Source organism: bacterium (assembly GCA_016708025.1).
Classification (GTDB): Bacteria; Zixibacteria; MSB-5A5; order GN15; family FEB-12; genus FEB-12.
In genome coordinates this window covers 887,796-909,863 of sequence record JADJGQ010000002.1, presented here as the reverse complement: position 1 = coordinate 909,863, position 22,068 = coordinate 887,796, and the positions used below count along the sequence as shown (strand labels likewise).

At 54.2% G+C, this 22,068-nt stretch carries 14 protein-coding genes; 11 read left to right on the top strand and 3 right to left on the bottom strand.

The features are described from left to right. Positions 1-139 precede the first annotated feature (139 nt). Both IPH75_10150 and IPH75_10145 read left to right on the top strand, forming a co-directional pair. Positions 140-349, top strand: a complete 210-nt coding sequence (locus tag IPH75_10150) for a helix-turn-helix domain-containing protein (protein ID MBK7142430.1) — start codon at positions 140-142, stop codon at positions 347-349. Further along, positions 342-1,613, top strand: coding sequence for a hypothetical protein (locus IPH75_10145; protein MBK7142429.1), 1,272 nt, complete (start codon positions 342-344; stop codon positions 1,611-1,613). The genes IPH75_10150 and IPH75_10145 overlap by 8 nt, the downstream gene beginning before the upstream one ends. Before the next feature lie 74 nt (positions 1,614-1,687). Here the strand turns inward: IPH75_10145 and IPH75_10140 are convergent, their stop codons facing one another. Further along, positions 1,688-2,578: a prohibitin family protein gene (locus tag IPH75_10140; protein ID MBK7142428.1), complete on the bottom strand. Its 891-nt coding sequence runs from the start codon at positions 2,576-2,578 to the stop codon at positions 1,688-1,690. 371 nt (positions 2,579-2,949) lie between these two features. On the opposite strand from IPH75_10140, the gene IPH75_10135 reads away from it, so the two are divergent. From IPH75_10135 to IPH75_10125, 3 genes are all read left to right on the top strand, one after another. Then, on the top strand, positions 2,950-3,834 hold the full coding sequence (locus IPH75_10135; GenBank protein MBK7142427.1) for a hypothetical protein: 885 nt from the start codon (positions 2,950-2,952) through the stop codon (positions 3,832-3,834). Between the two features lie 94 nt (positions 3,835-3,928). Next, positions 3,929-4,513 (top strand): NAAT family transporter, encoded by a 585-nt coding sequence (locus IPH75_10130; protein MBK7142426.1) that lies wholly within the window; start codon positions 3,929-3,931, stop codon positions 4,511-4,513. A gap of 376 nt (positions 4,514-4,889) precedes the next feature. Next, a complete protein-coding gene (locus tag IPH75_10125; GenBank protein ID MBK7142425.1) occupies positions 4,890-5,786 on the top strand; it encodes a fatty acid desaturase in 897 nt (298 codons plus the stop codon). Between the two features lie 4 nt (positions 5,787-5,790). Here the strand turns inward: IPH75_10125 and IPH75_10120 are convergent, their stop codons facing one another. Both IPH75_10120 and IPH75_10115 read right to left on the bottom strand, forming a co-directional pair. Next, the gene (locus tag IPH75_10120) at positions 5,791-6,126 is read right to left on the bottom strand and encodes a hypothetical protein (GenBank protein ID MBK7142424.1); all 336 of its coding nucleotides are present in this window, start codon (positions 6,124-6,126) and stop codon (positions 5,791-5,793) included. Between the two features lie 51 nt (positions 6,127-6,177). After that, entirely contained in the window at positions 6,178-7,491 is a 1,314-nt protein-coding gene (locus IPH75_10115; protein MBK7142423.1) for an MFS transporter, read from the bottom strand. A 231-nt stretch (positions 7,492-7,722) separates the two neighbouring features. Between IPH75_10115 and IPH75_10110 the strand changes: the two genes are divergently transcribed. The 6 genes from IPH75_10110 to IPH75_10085 all read left to right on the top strand — a co-directional run bounded on the left by IPH75_10110 (position 7,723) and on the right by IPH75_10085 (position 21,805). Then, on the top strand, positions 7,723-9,411 hold the full coding sequence (locus IPH75_10110; GenBank protein ID MBK7142422.1) for a hypothetical protein: 1,689 nt from the start codon (positions 7,723-7,725) through the stop codon (positions 9,409-9,411). A 154-nt stretch (positions 9,412-9,565) separates the two neighbouring features. Next, a complete protein-coding gene (locus IPH75_10105; GenBank protein MBK7142421.1) occupies positions 9,566-10,873 on the top strand; it encodes an NCS2 family permease in 1,308 nt (435 codons plus the stop codon). 65 nt (positions 10,874-10,938) lie between these two features. Next, positions 10,939-15,366, top strand: coding sequence for a PAS domain S-box protein (locus IPH75_10100; protein ID MBK7142420.1), 4,428 nt, complete (start codon positions 10,939-10,941; stop codon positions 15,364-15,366). After that, entirely contained in the window at positions 15,353-16,711 is a 1,359-nt protein-coding gene (locus IPH75_10095) for a sigma-54-dependent Fis family transcriptional regulator (protein MBK7142419.1), read from the top strand. Before IPH75_10100 ends, IPH75_10095 begins: the two co-directional genes overlap by 14 nt. A gap of 469 nt (positions 16,712-17,180) precedes the next feature. Beyond that, the gene (locus IPH75_10090; protein MBK7142418.1) at positions 17,181-18,827 is read left to right on the top strand and encodes a SpoIIE family protein phosphatase; all 1,647 of its coding nucleotides are present in this window, start codon (positions 17,181-17,183) and stop codon (positions 18,825-18,827) included. Positions 18,828-18,829: 2 nt separating this feature from the next. Further along, positions 18,830-21,805: a protein kinase gene (locus IPH75_10085; GenBank protein MBK7142417.1), complete on the top strand. Its 2,976-nt coding sequence runs from the start codon at positions 18,830-18,832 to the stop codon at positions 21,803-21,805. Positions 21,806-22,068 lie beyond the last annotated feature (263 nt).

The window sequence follows — 22,068 nt, the reverse complement described above, 5'->3', positions numbered from 1 at the left end:
CGATCTCTTCCTCAAAAACTCTCAAAATCATGTAGTCGTTGCTTTACATTATGTATTATTTTATTGACTTTATGTAAAGTATACTGTACATTCCTGCCGATAGCATTGGTGAATGAGCTAATTAAGCCAAAGAGTCGCCATGAAAACAACACTTCGCAAATTCCGCTTTGAACGCGGCGAAATGAGCCAACAGCAACTGGCCGATCTGGTCAGAGTGTCGCGGCAGACGATTATCTCGATCGAACGCGGTGATTACTCTCCCTCGGTCAAACTTGCCCTGCTTTTGGCGCATCATCTTCAAACGACCGTCGAACAGCTTTTCGTTCTGGAGGAACAGGACCATGCGTAAACGTGACCCCATTTTCTACACAGCCTGCGCCTTGTTTGCGGCAGGTATCGGTCTGGCGCTGCTGGGGCAACCGATCGCGCTCTTGCTGGTGGTCGCGGCCTATCTCCTCCGCCCGACTTTGCATGCGTTCGAACTGGCCCCCCGTTTCGATGATGAACGGCAGGTGCAGATCCATTCGCGCTCCGGCAATGTCGCTTTTGTTGCGGTGATGCTGGCAATAGTCGGATTCTCAATTGCTCGCCTAGCGCGAGGAGAACAGCCGGATGAGATGTATCTGCTTCTGATCATTGGCCTGGTAGCGCGGGGAGTGACCAACCTGGTGATGCATGGTGAGCTGCGGAAGGCGGCCTCAATCATCATCATCGTGCTGGGGTTGGTGATCGCGACCTTTGTCATTCTCTCGGAGGGTCTGTCGACCGGGTCGATCATCGGTCTTACAGTCGGACTGGTCATTGCGATTGCAGGATATCTGTCACGAAGATACCCCCGTCCAGTCGGAGTCGGTATTGCGGCGCTTGCATTCGCAATGGTCTTTTGGTTTCACTTGTATCGCTTCAACAGTAATTCAGTCCCAGTCTGGTTGCTGGTTGGCTGCATGCTGATCGCCGCAATCTGTCTATTGGGTGAACGTCGCGAAGATTCCGAATCCGACCAACGACGCAACAAGCAGATTCGTGCCGTTCTTCTCGGGGCCACGGCGCTGGCGCTGGTCATTCTGTTTGCTCTGATGAGCCGTCCTGAGAAGGGTGCGCAGGGTCAACTGAACAAGTCCGGACAGGCGCTTTCCGGACCGGTCGAAGTGCAGTCTGTCACTTGTGTGGGGCATATCTCCTATTATCCCAACGGCAATCTCCGTAGCTGTACGCTGGGCGCGGTCGACACGCTTTCTGGGCAAGAGTTGCCAAAAGGGACGGTCGTTGCATTCTCCAGTGAGGGTGAATTTGACTTTGCCTTCCTGCAACAGGAGACAAACATCCAGGGCGTACTCTGTAAAGGTGAAGGACATGGATTCCAGACGGTCTTCCACCCGAACGGGAAACTGAAGATCGCCTGGCCGGCGCAAGATCAGATGATTCAGGATATCCCGGTGGCGAAGTACAGCTGGATGGCGGATGTCTTCGGTGATGGTGCCAATGTGACGTTCTGGGAGAACGGCCAACTCCGGCGCGCGCGCCTTGCAGCACCTTTCACTCGCGATGGAAAGTCATTTGAGAAGGGTGGATATATCGAGTTGGATTCCAGCGGTGCTGTGATGCAGAAGTAGCACTTAGACGAATAGACAGACAAAGAGGTGGCCGCGTTTTGCAGCCACCTCTATTTATTTTGTTGAGAAAATATCTACTTAGTATCGAGGATGATCGGCAGGCCATCTTTGCCGGATCCGACAATGATCACTTTGGTGTTGGGTGAATGCGCCAGCTTTTCGGTCGCCTCCACTCCTTTCCATCGAAGGAGTTGCTCGCTGATCCCCGAAGAGACGATCTTCTGGAAATCGGAGATTCCCTGAGCCTCGATCCGCTTCCGGTCGGCCTCCTGCTTCTCCTTAGTCAGAATGAACTCCATCCGCTGGCTTTCCTGGTCGGCACGCTGTTTCTGCTCGATCGCCTCGGTCAATTGGGTCGGGAGTGCTACATTGCGAAGCGGCGTTGACTCGATATAGACCCCTCGCTTCTCCATGGTTTTGGAGAGCTCTTCCTGAATGGTCACGCCGAGTCGTTCACGTTCGGTCGAGTAGAGTGCACTCGCTTGGAATCCGGCGGTCACCGCGCGACTTATCGACCGGAACTGCGGCGCCAGAATGACCGACTCGTAATCTCCTCCGGCCACAGTTTTGTAAACTGAAGCGGCCGAATCAGGATTTAACCGATACAGGGCGGATATTTCCAACCCGATAGTGAGACCTTCGCGCGACAATACCTGCATGGTCTCTTTCTGCTCTTTGGTCTGGATCGAAAACTTGACGACGCGCGCCAATGGATTGACCAGATTGATCCCGGCGGGGAGTACGCGGTCTGAGACGATGCCGAAGAAGTCAATAACGCCGACATGTCCCGCCGGCACCTGTGAGAAACACTGGGTCAAGGCGACCACCCCGAAGATGACCGAAAAGAGCAACGCAACTGATCCGGCTGACCGAGCCACACTGCTGCTCTGACGCATGACGACGATTGCGCGCCGCCAGACAAAAAACGCGGCGATACTGATGAGAAGTGCGAGAATGAAGAGCATATCTATCTCCCTTTGTGCTATAGCCTGTTAAGTTGCCGCTCGATTGCGCCCCCAGTTTTACTCTAATCTAGGCGGGCGCTGTTCGCCCACCAACTAAAAAGCAGTACCTCCCGATCCGGACAATATTCACGCTCCCCCCCTTGTTTGGCAGACAATTGGCAGGTATCGGACACGCTATTCCAGGATGATGCTGAGTCCAGCCGTTCGGCACCTGAACGTTGAGTCTTCTCACTATTATTCACCGGTGCATACGTTGACAATCCGGGTTAGTCATATTACCTTTTTCGCCGGACCAGGTTATCAGGTGACCCCTGCTATTGGGGCCTCCCACGGACAATGAGATTCGCGACAACGGGACAGGAGTTTGGGAGATGAACAGGACGTTCACGGCAGGTTGTTTCCTCGGAATCTGGATGCTGTTTCTCTGTACCTCACTTATCGCTCATGACGAACCTCCCAAAACACGCGATGAACAGCAGCAAAAGGAGCGGATCCGCGCCACGTTTGCGCAGCATAAGGTCAGAATCCAGCATGCATGGGTGATGCTTCCCGACAAGCCGGACCGACCCGCCGACTCACTCCTCTGGCAAAGCAATCATTTCGATCAACGGGGGAACCCCATCGAGCAGGTCGTGATCGACTCATCCGGCGCTACCAGGACGATCAACACTTTTGGGGAGAAGAATATCTGGCTCGAAGAGCTCACCTATTTCGGGGATTCGCTGGATGATCGCACTGTTTTTGTTTACAACCCGGATGGCCTGATCCACCAAGTGCTTAGCTTCGACGTTCACGGGGGAATGACCGGCATACTCGACTACACCTATCACGACTCCACCAATGAGATAGTCGTGGTGAAACACGACGCCGCAGGCGCTCTGCTGTACACGATCGTTTACGCCTATTCTCCTCACGAAAAGTACCTGGAGAACATTTCCGCCGTTCAGACCAAAGGTGATGGTAGTGTGATGATCAGGGTGGAGAACAGATTTGAATCCGGTCGCCGGGTCGGCAAGACCCTCTATGGTCCGGACGGCACGCTCAATCGGACTTTCTCCTATCGCTATACGGACTCGGGTGACTATGCGGAGATCATCACGCTGAATGCCGAAGGGACTGTGTTGAGCATTCAAAACTACCGGTACTCCGCCGATGGCCAGCTTCTTGAGCTGTTCACCAGCGACCAGTCGGGCGAGGTGACGCGAAGGATCCATTATCACTACGAATACTACAAAGATCCGCTGAATAACGGTTGAGCATTGCCGGTAGTGTTTTAGAGTTGCGATCTCCGTGACCAGCGGCCATTTTCCCACCATATTTAATTGAACGCCGGATCACGGCCAGGACAGTATGGAAATTCTTTCAATATCAGTCACGCTATTTCTCATCATGGATCCGTTCGGGAATATCCCGATCTTTCTACCGATCCTCGAGAAAGTACCGCGGGAACGTCGCCGCAAAGTGCTTGTCCGTGAACTACTCCTCGCGCTACTGATAATCGCGGTCTTTACGCTTTCCGGTAAATATGTAATGTCCTTTCTCGGCCTCGAACGCGCATCGGTTTCGATAGCCGGGGGAATAATCCTGTTTTTGATCGCGATCCGGATGGTTTTTCCGCGACATGAGGCGGATGCGCAAACCGAATTCGAGGGGGAGCCATTTTTGGTGCCTATGGCCGTGCCGCTCGTCTCCGGACCATCATTACTGGCCGCCTTGCTGTTGTTTTCGTCGACCGGAACCCTGTCAGTGGGTGCGTTATTGCTGGCGGCGGTCGGTGCCTGGGTAGTGACCTTTATTGTGCTTTATCTCTCAACCTATATTGTTGACTTGCTGACCAAACGCGGTCTGGCGGCGATCGAACGACTGATGGGGATGATCCTGGTCGCGGTGGCGGTCCAGTTGTTCCTTGAAGGGCTCTCAAGTTACTTGCGGTGAGCGGGTTCGACCCGGACTGCATGGCTCCATGATTTAGTTGCCATCCTGATTCAAATCTGTTACCTTGCGCGCCAATTGGAACGAACCTGTCCGGGCTGCGGTTCAACGAGTGTGGCTTACTGTGAAGCTCTTTCGCTCTGATCGAGTCGCAGCATCATGATCGGTATCGGACCTCAAGCCACGGATACCTGCGACCCCGCACTGTCGCCCAAAAGATCGGAGAACGTGCCTGACAGATCACATCCAACCCACCGTGCAGTCTGGTGAACAACTGACCCCGGAGATCATCCAGCAGGAGATCTCGCACTTCCAGCAACCATCCGTCGGCCGAAGTCTCTGGCAACTGGGTAATACACTCATCCCCTATCTGGCGCTGATGGCGTTCTCTTTCTGGGTGATGCAGTATTCTTTCTGGTACGCGTTGCCTTCAATCGTGTTGGCATCCGGTTTCCTGATCCGCCTGTTCATTATTTTCCACGACTGCGGACACTCAGCCTTTTTCGCCTCTGAACGCCTGAATATCATCGTTGGCAATATTACCGGGATCCTGACCTTCACTCCCTACGACTACTGGCACAAGAGCCATGCCAAACACCACGCTACTTCGGCAAATCTGGACAAGCGCGGCTTTGGAGATGTTTGGATGATGACGGTTCAGGAGTATATCAATTCCGATTTCAAGACCCGGCTGCAGTACCGGCTGTATCGAAATCCGGTGGTGATGTTCCTGTTGGGACCGCTGTTTATCGTCCTGATCACACACCGAATGGTCCGTCGCAAAGCGACCTCCAAAGAGCGGAGATCGGTCTATATCACCAATCTCGCCATTCTTCTCATGGGAGTTGGCGTTAGCCTGATCGTCGGCTGGAAGACCTATTTGGTAGTTCAGTTCCTGGTGCTGTATATCGGAACGATGGCTGGAATCTGGCTATTCTATGTCCAGCATCAATTCGAGGGCGTTTATTGGGCACGTCAGCCCGAATGGGATTTCATGACCGCGTCGCTCGATGGCGGCTCGTTCTATGCGCTGCCGAAGGTGCTGAACTGGTTCACCGGAAATATCGGTTACCATCATATTCATCACCTGAATTCACGCATCCCGAATTACAATCTTCCCAAGTGCCATGAAAAGCACGAGGCGCTGGCGGCCACACCCAAGGTCCGCTTCTGGCCAAGTTTCAAATCATTGACATTTCGTCTGTGGGATGAACAGGAGAATCGATTGGTCGGATTCGGACAGGTCAAGCGCCGCACGGCGCAGATGCAGTCCTGAAGAATTAGCGAAGTGAGCGGGCCATCAACTTGGTCCGCTTCCAGAGCGTCACGACCGTGACCATCGCCAGCGCAAAGCTGGTCAACAGGATGATCGCCACAATCGTTTCACTATGATTGCTGGTGGCGGTTCCCGCCACCTTTGCCCCCAACCAGATCACCGGCGCCAGCGGAAGTGCATACAAAAAGGCACAGGTCGGCAGGATCAACGGCACCAACAACCAAAATGTCAGGTAAAGGCCCCGACGGTTGGCAAAGACGGAGTGCCCCGGATCGAGCGTTTCGCCGATCGGCTCAACGTCCTCCTCCGGCCGTTGAAGATAGACTGTCTCGGTACCCATACCCCTAGTATCGGCGCCGCGGACAGCATACTTTTGAGGATTGTCAGGGGGTTATTCCGGGTCACGAACCGCTTCAGGGGTAGGGACTATCCCCTTCTGAATGTAGATCGGACGGATCATCTGGCGCATCGCCGGCAGATATCGTGCAAAGATAAGCGCTCCCAGAATGCAACCAAGTCCCCCCAGCATAAAGGTATAGGGTGCACCAATGCTGGCGGCCATTGCTCCCGCCAGGAGACTCCCCAACGGCGCAATCCCGCGAATCGCCAGCGTATACAGTCCCATTACTCTCCCCCGTTTATCATCATCGACGATCGTCTGCAGTAACGTGTTGCTTGAAGCCGCCTGAGTAATAAATCCAAAGCCGGTGAAAACCATCAGGCCGATCGAAAGCCAGACATTGCGAGAGAAGGAAAGCGCAATCAAGCCCGCGCCGAATACGGCCGCGGCGATCGGGACAAGCCGGGCCAGTCCCCTGACCGATCTTCGCGATGCCAGATACAATGCGCCAATCAATGCTCCAACACCCGAGGCTCCCACCAGAAACCCCATCGTGTGCGAATCCCCTTGCAGAACGTCCCTGGCGAAGATCGGCATCAGCACGGTGTAAGGCATTCCAATCAACGAGACCAGTGCCAGCAACAAAAGCAAAGACCGGATCGGCGGAAATCCGAAGGAATAGGTGACGCCTTCTCGAACTGATTCCCAGAGGCTAGCATCCGATTTCTTGGCCTGCATATTCACATGTGTCATCGCCATTAGTGCAATTATGACTGCGATATAACTGAGACCGTTGACCAGAAAGACCATCCCTTCTCCAACCGCAGCGATCATTAGCCCGGCAATTGATGGTCCGATCAACCGTGCCAAATTAAACATGGTCGAATTAAGAGCGATGGCATTCCCCAGATCTTTTCGATCTTCGATCATCTCCACGATATAGGACTGCCGAATCGGCATGTCGAAAGCATTGATGACTCCGAGAAACAGACTGAGAATGATGATCTGCCAGACGGTGATGAGATCAGTCAGGACGAGAGCGGCCATGGCCAGCGCCTGGACCATCGACAGAACCTGCAAGATAACTAGGAGTCGGTGGCGGTCCCAACGATCGGCATAGTAACCGGCGATCGGGGCGAGAAAAAGCACGGGGGCATTTAGAGAGAAGCTGGCGATACCCAGGAGGAACGGGGAGTTGGTCAGTCTATAAACCAGCCAGCTAACCGCTATCTGCTGCATCCATGTGCCAATCAACGAGATACCCTGACCGGCGAAAAAGAGGCGGTAGTTCCGGTGACGCATCGCCCGGACTATCCGCCTGAAGCCCCCTTCCGACTGATCTTTCTGCTGCTCGACGTGGTCCATCTCTCTCAATATGGTAAGTCAGCCCACCCGACAAGGCAATGACAGATACTCCCGCCAAAGTCCAATTCCGGGCTCAATTACCAGTCAAACCACCTCGCCGGCCCAGAGGTTCGCGAGGGGGGTAAATCTATCAAGAATAGGTCCGATATAATGCAGAGGAGCCGCTGGATCCGGTGCTGAATAATACCGGCGGATCGCCCGTAATCCGAACACTTAACATTGGTAAAAGTTATGAGAATCTCATCACTGATCCCTCGCGGCTTGCGCTTGTCTGTCGTTCGGTACACCGAAAATCAGGCGGGGATGGCAACCTTGGTCGCCCTGATCATGGTTGGCATGCTCACCCTGATCGGGCTTGCCGCGCTGTCGACCTCCGATGATGAAGTCAAGGTCGCCGGCAACCAGCTCCATGACAGCAAGGCGTTTTACGCGGCTGAGGCCGGGCTGGAGATCGCGGTTGCCCAGATCCAGGCCGAGTACGAAGATACCGGACTTCCGCCCGTGAACCTTCCCGAAGGCTCTGAAAGTCTGAATGACTGCGAAGTGACGTACGAAACGATCGATGAAGGGACTACCCAGGAGCGATTGTCTGACGGAAATCTGGTTGGATTACATGCGCTGGTAAAGACGTATACGATCCGCTCCACGGCAATGTATGCACAAGACGGCACCCGCGAAGATGTCGTTCAGGAGTTTGAAGCCGCACAAGTTCCGATCTTCCAATTCGCGGTTTTTTACAACGATGACTTCCAGACCACGCCGATGTATGACATGATCATCAACGGTCGCGTCCATGTGAACGGCAGCATGTATATCCAGGCATTGACCAACCTTCGCTTTGATAGTTGGGTGTCGGCCTCCGGGAGTATCTACCATGGTCTCAAGAGCGGTCTGTACTCAGGGTCGAGCAGCGGCAATGTATTCATCAAGGATCGAGTCGGACTTTACCAGAATATGAAATCCGGAAGCGGCTGGCTGGATGCCCGAGTTTCCGACTGGCACGATCAGGCTCAATCGCGCTGGGGAGGGAAAGTCCAGGACCAGGCCTTTGGTCAGGAAGAATTGAGACTACCGCTCACCAATAGCAGCGACCTTCGAAAGATGATCGAACCGGCATCGGGCAACGATGATTCGTATGAGCTCAAAGCGACGTTGAAATTCATCAACGGCAAAGCGTATAAACTCTCCGGCTCCACCTGGACCGATGTCACCGCCGATATGACCACCAAGGGGATCATCACCCAGGTCAGCGACAAGTTCTATGACAAGCGGGAAGGTAAGAACGTCGACGTAACGGATCTCGACGTGGCCGCGTTGTATGCTAATGGCTACGGCCCGTCCAACGGCGTGCTCTACTTCTCGGATTCACTGACTGCCAGCAAGTGGCCGGCGCTTCGCCTGAAAAACGCGACAACGCTCGGAGCCGCGCTGACGGTCGCCAGTAACAATCCGGTTTACACGTTTGGGCACTACAATACGGTGAATAAGAAGCCTGCCGCGATCATTGCCGATGCCTATACCATTCTCTCCGGCAACTGGGACGATACCAAAGGGAATCTCTCCACGAGCAGCCGCACGGCCGTGGCAACCACCGTCAATGTCTGTATGATCACCGGTGACACGGAACCGACCAGTTCCAACTATGGCGGCGGGCTGGAAAACCTCCCGCGTTTCCTTGAGTATTGGGGTGGTACGCGAACTGCCACTATCCGCGGTTCAATGATCAACCTCTGGCAATCTGAGCAGGCCGACGGTGACTGGTCGCTCGATTACTACGAACCGCCGCGGCGCGATTGGGCCTTCGATACCGATCTGAATGACCCGGCTAATCAGCCGCCGCAGTCACCCTGCATTCTGGTATTCCGCCGTATCGGCTGGAAGCAGGAACATATTGCCTATCGGAATGAAGATATACAGTGACCCTATGATCACATTATTTTCGGAGAAGGCGGCCATTGGGCCGCCTTTTTCTTTTCGGTATGACGCCTGATCAACTCCCGAAAAAGGCTTGTCACAACCGTTCCATCGCCCTAGCTTTATCACAAACTGAAATTGACCAGTCTGGGACGTTTCGATGAAACGCTTCTTTCGCTTCGCTGAACATCAGACCTCATTCCGACAAGAGACCCTTGGTGGCATCACCACGTTTTTTGCGATGGCGTATATCGTCATCGTCAATCCGGCGATCCTCAGTGCCGGCGGGATCCCGCGCGAGGCCGGTACGACAGCGACAATCCTGATCGCCGCCTTTGGCACGCTTTTGATGGCACTCTACGCGCGCCGTCCGTTTGCCATTGCGCCATATATGGGAGAAAACGCGTTCATAGCCTATACTGTCTGTCTGGGGATGGGGTTCGCCTGGCAGACCGCGCTGGGTGCTCTCTTTCTGAGTGGCGTGATCTTTATCGTCATCACTCTCTTTGGGATTAGGGGGTGGATCGCAGGCGCCATTCCTGAGAATCTCAAACGAGCTTTTGCCGCCGGAATCGGCTTTTTCATCATGTTTATCGGACTGAACGAGGCTGGCCTGGTTCGACTCGGTGTCCCCGGTGCGCCAGTCAAGATCGGTGATCTTTCCGCCGTCGGGCCACTGCTGGCACTCACAGCAGTTTTGCTGATCGCGGTCCTGATCATCCGCCGCATTCCAGGTGCGATCCTGATCGGCATGCTGGTTACCACTCTGCTTGCATTCGCATTTAACGTCTCCCCATTTCCGGAGAGCATTCTATCCGCCCCTCCCTCACTGGCGCCGATCATTGGTAAATTGGATATCGCGGGGGCATTAACCCCTGAATTCTTCCCTATCATTCTCGTCTTGTTTATCCTGGCATTTGTGGACACCATGGGGACTCTGATCGGCCTCTCTGCTCGGGCGGGACTTCTGGATGCCCACAATAATCTGCCTGAGATCGAAAAGCCGATGATGGCTGACGCGATGGCCACTACTGCCGCCGCTCTGGTCGGCACCTCCACTTCCGGGGCGTACATTGAATCGGCCGCCGGTATCGAGTCCGGAGCGCGGACCGGCTTTGCCTCCCTGATAACGGCCGGGCTTTTCCTGGTTTCGCTCTTTCTGGCACCGATCTACATGGCCGTTCCGGCAGTTGCCTATGGAGCCGCGCTGGTCATAGTTGGATTCCTGATGATGGCCCCCCTTCGCCACCTCCCGTATGACGACTATACCGAGCTTTTTCCAGCGGTGGCGACGATCGCGCTAATGACCTTCACCTACAATATCGGCTTTGGGATTGCGTCCGGTTTTGTCCTCTATGTCGTCTGCAAGCTATTCTCCGGTCGAGCGCGAGAACTTCACGCAGGCATCTGGATTTTGTTCCTGTTATCCCTTATATTGTTCATAGTCTATCCATATGAACGAATCTAACCGTCGGCGAACGTAACCTGTCTGCAACGGGGCTGAGGGGAAAACGAGTAGGGGACATGGTTTCTTTGGCGCGTCTTCTGATTGTCTGGCTTGTCTACTCGCTGACGGCTGGCATGACATCCGCCCAACAAGTGATCGAGCCCGATCCGATCGGCGATACCACTCTATTGCCGTATGGTGTCACTCACTTCATCGAGTCCAGCCATACCGAAAATCAGATGTCGGTCAATCGCCCCGCTCGACTTCTCACCACGCGCCGTACCGCATCAGATTCCATCGCGTACATCTTTGTCTCAAACTGTGCCATCAATCAGGATGATGCCGCCTCGATTTTTGTGAATTCGCTCCCCGACAACCGCACGCTCTCCCAGGACCCGGTTTTCCTGACGATCAGTGATTATTGCCTCTTCCGTGACTCCGTAAATCGGCGTGATGGTGTCGCATTGATAGGGTTTCGCAATGATTCCGCGTTCATTGCCCGCAATTTCCCCGGCTCCAACAAGTTCGATATGCTCTTTCTGACTACCGGAGTCGATCAGACCGGCAATGGCAAATGGATACCATCCCCCTATCATATCGCCAGCTTTGATTATGATTACGACGGTACGACCGAGCTGTTTTTCTACCTGATGGTTGGCCGCGACAAACGACCGCGGGTCTATTACTGCATTGATATCGAGCGGATGGTGGTGGAGTGGTCCATGCCGATGGCGGCCTCGGCTACCCCCGGCAATACAGTTAGCTGTTTTGATTCGATCGATCCGGGGATACTTGTTTGCGCCTATGGCCCGGAGAACGGCGTCACGGATCCGAATTTCGATGACCAGTATGGTTATCTGACACGCCTCAATCAACGCGGCGAGATCATCTTTAATTATCGTCTCGCCCCGAAATTCGCCAGCGTATCTATTCGCACCCTCCCCGGTGACACGCTGTATGCGCTCATTCACCAATTTGAGTTTCCCGGTCAGTCAGGCGATTCTTCCAATGACTGGCTCTCTATCATTGACGCAGATGGGACTCTCCGACAGTCCATAGCAGTTCAAGAGAGGACCGCCTTCCTTGAGTTGGTCGACCTGATAGGCGACGAACGACCGGAGATCCTTTTGATCGGCACCGGAGGAGACGCGTCGATTTTCGATCTGTCACTCCAACCGCTCGCCCGCATCACCGGGGCAAACCTGGGGCAGTACCTCACTCAGTTCCAACTCCCAAAATCCGGGGAGACGGTCCTGCAGTTTGTCGTGGAGGGCGGGTCTGTTTTGTACAGCAAGGGATGGGAATGCCGCGGGTACCTTCCAGGCATTGCCAGCGAACTGCTTCCGGCCGCGCTCGATTCAACCGGCGGCGTCACCATGTTTGTCACCAATGCCGGAAACGGATTCCTGGTCGGCAATCTGCAGGCGAAACCATGGTCGCAGCGATTGGTTGCGTTGCTCTGGCGTTATCGCACCTGGTTTGTCATTGCCCTCTTCCTGGTGTCAATTCAATTGGTTGTGGTGAATATCCGGCGCCGACATGCGATCAATGCGCTGAAAAAGGCTGAAGCCCGCAATGACGCGATGCTTAATGCCACACCGGACCTGATGTTCAGGATGACGGCTGACGGCATATTCCTTGATTATCAGGCGAGTCGACAATCCGAGCTCTTTTCTCCCGGTGATCAGTTCCTCGGAAAACCTGCACGGGACGTTCTGCCTCCGCCGCTGGCCGAGATGGTGCATGGAGCGATCGTTAAGGTGCTAAGTAACGGAGAGACTCAGTACCTTGAATACCAGTTGCCGGTGGGAAATCGTTTCGAGGACTACGAAGCACGCATCGTGGCTAGCGGACCTTCGGAAGTCCTGGCGATCGTCCGCAACATCTCAGATCGAAAACGCTCCGAGCAGGCCCTTCGGGATAGTGAGTCCAATTTCAGAGCGTTTTTTGAGACGATCGGCGATATGCTGATCGTGGCCGATAGAGCTGGTCGCATCCTTCTGACCAATAGGGCACTCCGGACCAAGCTTGGCTATTCAAGTGAAGAGCTCACGACGATGAAGCTGGTCGACCTGCATCCCGCGGATCGTCGGGAGGAGGCACTGAGTCTGATCGATGCTATCCTGCGGGGAAAGCGCAATGACTGCCCACTCCCCTTGCTGAAAAAGAATGGATCGTTGGTCTCAGTCGAGACTCGCCTCTGGTTCGGCAGATGGTATGGTTCCGAGTGTCTCTTTGGCCTCAGTAAGGACTTGAGTGCCGAACAGGAAGCCAAAATGCTGTTCCAGCAGCTTTTTCAATTCAATCCGGCTCTCATGGCACTGACGGACACTACACATGGGCGTTTTGTCGATGTCAACGATTCGTTCCTGCAAACGATCGGCCATGATCGGGATGAAGTGATCGGCCACACACCGAGTGAGTTGTCTATCTTCGTTGATATTGATCAGCAATCTGCCGCCGGTCGGCGCTTGAGACAGACCGGCCGGATCACAGATATTGAAATGCGAGTCCGCCGCAAAGACGGAGTGATACTCCACGGCCTCTTCAGCGGGGAAGTTATCCGAAGTCAGGAAACAGAGTTCTTTCTGACAGTTATGATCGATATTACGGAGAAGAAAATCGCCACGGAAGAATTGAGGGCCTCACGTGAGTTCCTTGGTATCGTGCTCGACTCGATCCCGGCGCGGGTATTCTGGAAAGACAAGCGAGGGCTTTACCTGGGATGCAATTCACAGTTTGCGCGAGATGCGGGATTCAACACCCCGGAAGAGATCATCGGCAAAGATGATTATAGCATGGTCTGGCGGGCACAAGCTGATCTTTATCGGGCCGACGACCGTGCGGTGATCGAGAGTGGAGAGCCGAAGCTGCTGATCGAAGAACCGCAGACTACGCCAACTGGTGAGATCATTCACCTCCTGACCAGCAAAGTGCCGCTTCGAGATCCCGATGGTACCGTGGTGGGTGTGCTGGGCACATATCAGGACATTACCGAACGAATGCGCGCCGAAGAAGCACTCCGGGAGAGTGAGGAAAAATTCCGCGGTTTGACCGAGCACTCCAATCTGGGGATACTGCAGTACGACGATGTTCAGGTGCTGTATGCCAACGAGCAACTCGCCCGTATGCTGGAGATCGATGTACACGAACTTATATCTATGCCGATGCCGGCCTTTCTCAAGGCTCTGGTCGGAGAAGAGAATGTCGTGGCATGGATGGATAGAATCCGCCGCCGCCTCACGGGTGGTGACGCACCGGCCCAATTTGAATCCGAAATCACGACTTTCAAGGGGACTCCCAAGCGGCTCGAGGCACTGGCTCGGCGGATCCAGGCGCCTGATCGGGTCCTTATCCAGGCGACCTGGCTGGATATCACGGCCCGACACCAGATCGAACTCAGTCTGCGCGAGAGTGAAGCGAAATTCCGAGCTGTTGCTGAGTCCGTGACCGCAGGAATCACTATCTTTGGAGCCGACCGCCTTCTCTACTGCAACCCCGCGTCAACGCGTATCACGGGGTACAGTCTCGATGAATTGCTGAAAATGAGTTTCTGGGAAGTCATCCACCCCGACTTCAGGCAATTGGTGACTCAGCGCGGCCGGGACCGGCTGGCTGGGAACGAGGTCCCCCCACGTTACGAGGTCAAGATAGTTCGCAAAGATGGTGAGTATCGGTGGGTTGATTACTCCGCAAAAGTGATCCAGTTCATGGGCCAGACCTGTGTGTTGGGAACGACCATCGACATCACTGATCGAGTTCATGCGGAAGCCGAGCTCCAGCGGATCTACCAGGAGCGTTACCAGCAGGTCCGTGAGATCGCGGGAGGTGTTTCGCACGAGATCTACAACTCCCTCTTCCCTGCCACTACCTGCCTCTACAAAATGCGTGAGCGGCTGGAAGGAAGATCAGGCTCTGGCGAAGAGGCCGAGCGAGACCTCAAGCTTCTGGGACTGGCCGAACAGGCGATCGCCCGGGCGATCCATATGACCGAATCGGTGACCCATTACTCGCGGCTGGAAGCGAATCGAAAGATCGAAGAAGTCTCTGTCGGCAATCTGGTCACAGAGATCATTGAGCAAAATCGAGCTCGCTGTGAAAGACACGGAGTTCGCGTCGACTCGAATATCTCCCCGGACGCTGTGGTTGCCTGCAGCGTGCCGCATTTCAACAGCCTGCTGAATAACCTGGTGGTCAACGCGATCGATGCGCTGCACGAAACGGAACAACCGCTCATCTCGATCACGGCGCGGACCACTCGGGATCAGGTATCGATCCGGGTTGCAGACAATGGTCCCGGGATCCCTGCCGAGAACCTACCCCGGATATTTAACGCCTTTTTCAGCACCAAACCGCGCAGCGGAACCGGTATTGGATTGGCGATGGCAAAGAAAATTGCTGAGATGTACGGAGGCTCGATCAAGGTCACTTCCGGACATGGACATGGAACAAGTTTTGACATCATGCTTCCGCGCTTTAACGCGGAAGCGGGAGGTACACGTGCCACTGAGTAAGATTCGCGGAAAAATACTTATCGTCGATGATGATCCGCTGGTGCTGGAAGCGCTTCGCGAAATTTTTCTGGACCGATACGAGGTGGTCGTGGCGACCTCCGGTCAGGAAGCACTCGATCAGCTTCGATCTCACACCGATACCGCGGCGATCATTCTTGATATTCGCATGGCCAAGATGGATGGCTTTCAGACGGCCCGACGGATCCGGGCTATCCCGCTCGACATCCCGATCATTTTTCACACTGGCTATCCGGGGGAATACTCGCACAAGCAGCGGGATGCAGAGCAGCAATACGACTATATTGGGAAGAACGAGAACCCCGAGCGACTGGAAACGGCCGTGCGCAATGCGGTTCGCAGTTCGCTGTTCAAAACACATCCGGAAACGCTCATCGCCTATGCCCGTGAGATGTTCGAAATGGTCGGACAGTCGCGCCAGATGCTGGAGATATACCGCCAGATCGACGAAATCGGTCCCAAGGACCAGAAAGTGCTGATCCTCGGTGAAACCGGTACGGGGAAAGAACTGGTGGCAAAAGCGATTCACCGCCTCAGCCCCCGCTTTGGACAACCGATCGTCGCCTACAACTGCGGTCAGAAGGCGCCGGATCTGGTCGCGGATGAGTTGTTTGGGCATTTCAAGGGGGCCTTTACCGGCGCGAATAGTGATAAGGTCGGACTTTTGCAGCATGCAAACAAAGGAACGGTCTTTCTCGACGAGATAGGAGAACTCGATCACAACACGCAGGTCAAACTCCTGCGAGTTCTGGAAAGCGGAGAAATACTCCGCCTCGGCGCGATCGAGACTGAACAGGTCGATGTCCGCTTGATCTGCGCGACCAATGCCGATCTCGCCGGAATGGTAGATCAGGGGAAATTTCGGTCAGATCTCTATTTTCGCATACGCGGGACAGTGATCTCGCTTCCCTCGTTGCGCGAACGAAGAGAAGACATTCCGGCCTTAATAGACTACTTCGTTGAGAAGTACTGCGATGAGGCCAGGATCGATCCCAAATATTTCGACCAGGAGGGACGCGATCTGTTGATCGAGCATAACTGGCGAGGCAATGTCCGCGAACTGTATGAGAAAATCAAAGCACTCCTGGCCGATACCCCTTCATACTTCATCTCCCGCCGGGATGTCCTGAACCAGCTCGAAATAGGCGACAAGGCTGCCGGTATCCCGAACGATTTTGATGAGGCGGTCAAGGATTTCAAGCGGATCCTGATAGTCAAGGCGCTGGATCGGCACAAAGGGAATGTCAGCAAAGTGGCGAGAGAGTTCGGCAAGGACCCAGCCAATATGCGGAAGCAAATTGACAACCTCGGTATCTCATTGGGTTAAAATTACCCGATTGCTTAGGCCTGATTTGAGGTGCATACCACCATATCATCACTAATCAGGTTGAGTGCTATCCGTATTGCACTATTCAACAACAGCATACGTCATCTAAAGTAGATAAGTTAGTTGGCATTCATATTGCGTATTAATTGCGAAGCTGGAGTCAGTCAGGGAGACGGTTGCCCTATGCGGCAAGCTCTCACGACCCCGGCAAAAAGTTGTCTCCCGGGAGCGGGACATCGCAAACGGGGAAAAATGCCCTCATGTGCAACAGAGGGTTAAACCACCCGGCAGCCATGGCGAGTTTGGTTGCTGGGTGTCTTTTTATCTCCGCCTTGCTCACCCCACTCTTTCCTATTTCTCTTTAACTCCCTTCCGGTTACATTGACTAACCAGTTGCCGACACGCTCCCCATCTGATGACTTGAGGGGTTGCCCGTGTTTTGGCCCCACCACCTAAAGAGGATATGTACGTGATTCAACTCATTGGATCGGATGGCTCTCAATACTACTCCTGGATGCTGGATAGCGGAAACTATGTGATCGGACGAAGTTCTGAGGCCGATCTGGTGGTCCCGGACAAAACCGTTTCACGCAAACATGCTCAGTTTGAGATAGGGCCCGATCCTCTGGTCATCTTTCTCACGGACCTTGAGAGTCACAACGGCACATTCGTTAACGGCAAGAAACTTAGCGGCCGGATTCAGGTCAAAGCGGGCGACCATCTGACCTTTGGACAGGCGCAATTCAAGCTCTCCTCCGGCACTGCCCCGGCCAACGATTCGACCAGTTTTCCCCGCGCGATACTTCCCGAGAATATTGCCGAGCACTCGGTTTTCCTGTCGATGAATGAAGCGCTCAAACCGCTCCCAACCCGAGTGACCGACCTTCCCGAACTGCTGCCGACTCTGTTCGATATGGCTAAAACCCTCGTCCTGCCGGAGCCGCAGGAAGAGATGCTTCGACGCGCCCTCTCCCTGGTCGCAAAGGTGATCCCATCGGAACGACTGGCGGTGCTTTTTACATCTTCCGACCAGAACGAGATTTTCGCCGCGGCGACTCTTCTGCCGAATGGCCGTGATCTGGGGACCTTTACTCTCTCGCGGACGATCGTTCGAGAGATCCTGACCAATAAAAGCGCGATCCTGATCGGCGATCCAACCAGCGATCCCCGCTTCGCCTCTCAGCAGTCCGTCATTATGTCGGCGATGAAATCGGCTATGGCGGTACCGATGATGGACGAAGACAAGGTGCTTGGGATACTGTATGTCGACACCACCAATCCTCTCCACCGGTACAGCGACGAATACCTTCGATTGCTGGCGACCTTCGGTAATATTATAGCCGCCCGGCTGATGAACTACCAGTTGTTGCAGGCGCGACAGGAAAAGCAGTTAATCGATGCCGAGCTGCACCGGGCCGCTTCGATCCAAAGCAATTTGCTTATCAAAATACCGCCGCGGATAAGTGGATTTGATGTCCACGCTTTTCAGCGCCAGTCACGACTGGTGGGCGGTGACCTGTATGATGTCGCGGCGCTCCCCGATGGTCGGCTCGTCTTTCTGGTGGCCGATGTATCCGGTAAAGGACTCGGCGCGGCATTATTGATGTCGAATATTCTTGCCTCGTTCCGAATCTTTTATAACGACCCGACTTTCACGCTCGAGCGGGCGGTCAAATCGGTTTCCACACAGTTGCACCGCTATAGCGCGCCGGAAGATTTTGCCACCCTCTTCATGGGATTGATCACTCCGGACAGCGAAACGGTCACATTTGTCAATGCCGGCCACAATCCGCCGCTGGTGGTTCGTGCGAATGGTTCGCTTGAGTATCTGCAACCTTCCGGAACTATGATTGGGGCGTTTGATTTTTCAACGTGGCAGGAGTCAACCATTCACTTATCTTCCGGGGAGTTCATTTTTGTATTCAGCGACGGTGTCACCGAAGCGATGCGCGGCGAAGAACCATACACCGATCTGCGCATGGAAAAACTTGTCGTTGCCAACCGCGCTGAGTCGATCGACGTAATAGCCCGTCGCCTGACGGAAGATATTGAAGCGTATGTCGGGGACGGCCCCCGCTCGGACGATATAACTATGCTGCTCGTCAGAAGGAAATGACCATGCTTGAGCCAGGCCAGAGTTTCGCCCATTTCAAGATCATCAAACTCCTGGGAGAAGGAGGAATGGGACAGGTCTATCTCGCGGAAGACCAGAAACTACATCGCGAGGTCGCCCTCAAGATCCTCTCTTTCAAACCGGGAGATGATGATGATCGTCTTGCCCGGTTCCAGCGGGAAGCCAAGACCGCCGCGCAGGTCTCACATCCGAACGTGATGGCGATCTATGACATTGACACCACCAAGGATGCCGCCGGCAGCGACGTAACTTTCATCGTCATGGAGTACGTCAAGGGAAAATCCCTTTCCGACTACATGAAAGCACGGTCCTCCGATATTTCCACCGTGGTTAAGTTGGCGGAAAAGATCGCCTCGGGATTGGCGGCGGCCCACAAGATCAATGTGGTACACCGGGATATCAAGGCGGACAATATCATCGTGAACGAGGATGACCAGCCAAAGATCCTCGACTTTGGATTGGCGAAGCCGGTGCAGCCGGTACAATTCTCCGAGGGTGATTCCACACGCACTGTTTCCAAAGAGCTGACCCGCGCCGGTAAGATAGTCGGCACGGTTTCTTATATGTCACCCGAACAGATCCGCGGCGAGGTAGTGGATATTCGATCCGATATCTTCTCGTTCGGTGTGTTGCTCTATCGGATGGCGACCGGCGAGTTTCCCTTCACTGGACCGACCGAGGTCTCCACTCTGGCCAAGATCCTCGAAGCGCGCCACGACTCTATTCGGATGCGCAACGAGACGATTCCCATGGAGCTGGAACGGATCGTTGACAAGTGCCTGCACAAGGACCCGAACGACCGCTACCAGGATACACGCGATCTGGTAGTGGACCTTCGCAATCTCCGCCGTCTCTACGAAAGCGGTACGTCGGATTCCATCTCTGCATTGCGCGCGGCACCACAGACGGTCAAGAAATCCAAGTCATGGATCATCGACTGGAAAACCGCCGTGATCGCGATCGCGGTGATCGGAATTGTCTGGAAAGTGTTCTTTTCTGAAGGCTCCAATCTGAGTTTCAGTGTTGACCTGCAGGCAAAGCCGAACAGCCTGGCTGTCTTGGACTTTGCCAATAAAACCGGCGATCCGGAATACGACTGGATGGAGTCCGGCCTTCCGGAGATGCTGCTGACCGACCTGGCGCAGAATAAGGAAATGAACTTGATCAGTCGCCAGCGCATTTTGGATATGCTGGAACCGAGCAAAGCCAATGGCGGCGAGATCTCCAGCGATGCCAGTCGGGCGATCGCCTCAAAGCTTGGTGCCACCAATGTCCTGACCGGTACACTCTTCAAGGTCGGGAAGCAGATCAGGATCGATGCTCGTTTGGAGGAAGCCTCCAGCGGTCGCGTACTGATGGGTGAAAAAGTTGTCGGCGAAGACCCGTTTGTGCTGGTCGACAGCCTGACCGACAAGATCGCCAGTTCGATGAATATTGCCACTGCCACGGGCGATCAGGATATTCGCAAATTGACCTCGGCCTCTCCCGAAGCCTTCAAAAACTACGTTTTGGGGCTGGAGAATTTCCTGAAAGGACTGAACGAAGAAGCGATCGTCAATTTTGAGCGGGCACTCTCGTTCGATTCGACGTTCGCTCTCCCCTATATGCGCCTGGGGATGATCAATGCCTTTCAGGGACGGCCGCAAAAAGCCGCCGGGTATATAGCCAAGGCTCTGCAATATCAGTCGAAACTGCCCGTCCGCGAACGGAGTCTATTGGATGTCTACGCCGATATCTGGATGAACAAGAAGTTCGATGACGCCTTCGCTAAGATGCGTTCCATGGTGAGCAACTATCCTGACGACATCGAAGCGCGCACCATCTATGGGATCCTGGTTTACGAGTTCACCAAGGATACGACCAAGGCGTTCGCGCAGTTTGATTCCGCGCTCGCCATAAACCCGACTTATCAGCTTCCGCAGGATTTCCGTTCGGAAATATACATCAGCTTTGACAAGTATGACGAGGCGATCCGGATCGCGGAGAAAACGAAACGGGAGCACCCGGATTCGCCTAATCCGTATGCCTTGTTGGCTAGCGCTTACCTGCAGCAGGGGAAGAGAGATCTGGCGGAAAAAGAATTTGACGCTATCCTGGCGCGCTTCCCGAAACATCGCGGCGCATTGGCCAATCTGATCCGTCTGGCTATCTATCGTCGCGACTTTGCCAAAGCCACCGCGCTAACCGAGAACTACAAGCAACTCGACCCCGGCAATCTGTATGACATGGTCGACTATTATGAGCAGATGGCCACGCTGGCGATCTGGAACGGCAAGTTCAGAGAAGCGCTGCAGCAGTACGATCGCATGGCTGATGCCGCCAAGCAACTTGGCGATAGCGGCATTCTCGCCAATACACTCCAGACAGTGGCTCGCGGCTATCTTCACTGCGGTATCACCGACACCGGACTCAAGTTGTATGAAGAATCCTATCGGTATCGCACCGCGAACATGTTCAGCAACTATGCGCTGGTTTTAGTGGAGCATGATCATTCCAAAGCTGATCAGGCGCGAAAGATGATTCGTGAGGATATCGCTCAATTCAAATCACGCATTCCGTCCGAGCTCTGGGGGATCACAGATGGGCTGGAGAAGATTTTCGAAGGTCTGGCAAGACCCGATACCGTGTTGTTGCTCGAAGGATATCGCGATCTGATCAAAACGCAGCAACAGGGCAACAGCGGCAACGATCGGGAGATGGCGTATATTCTGATCAGCCGTGGCTCTTACCAGGAGGGGATCGACATACTCAAGCGATTCGTTTCCGGTGAAGAAGAGAGTTCCGGCGGGATCGGCTATCCGATGGCTCTGTACTATATCGGGATCGGTTACGAAGGTCTGGGAAACAAGGCCGAGGCGACCAAGTACTTTAGTGAGATGCTTAAGTTTTGGGGAAATGCGGACATACAGATCGATGAGATCAAAGATGCGAAAGCCCGACTGGCGAAGTTAACGAGTTGAGCCTCATGGGCTAGCTCTCACGAGTGTTTCCAATTGTAACAGGCGCATGTGTAATCCTTCACATGCGCCTGATTCTTTACTGAAGTGTCCACGAAAATGCCAACAGGGACATTGTTGCGTGTGAGGTTTTTTCTTGCATAATCGATTCCCCTCTCCCTTATTACATCATCGTTGATGATCTCAACACCAACAATTAAAGACAAAAACCGGTCACATTTATGTCGCGGTCCTCACAGGTGATTCTCTAATGCGTGATGCTGTGG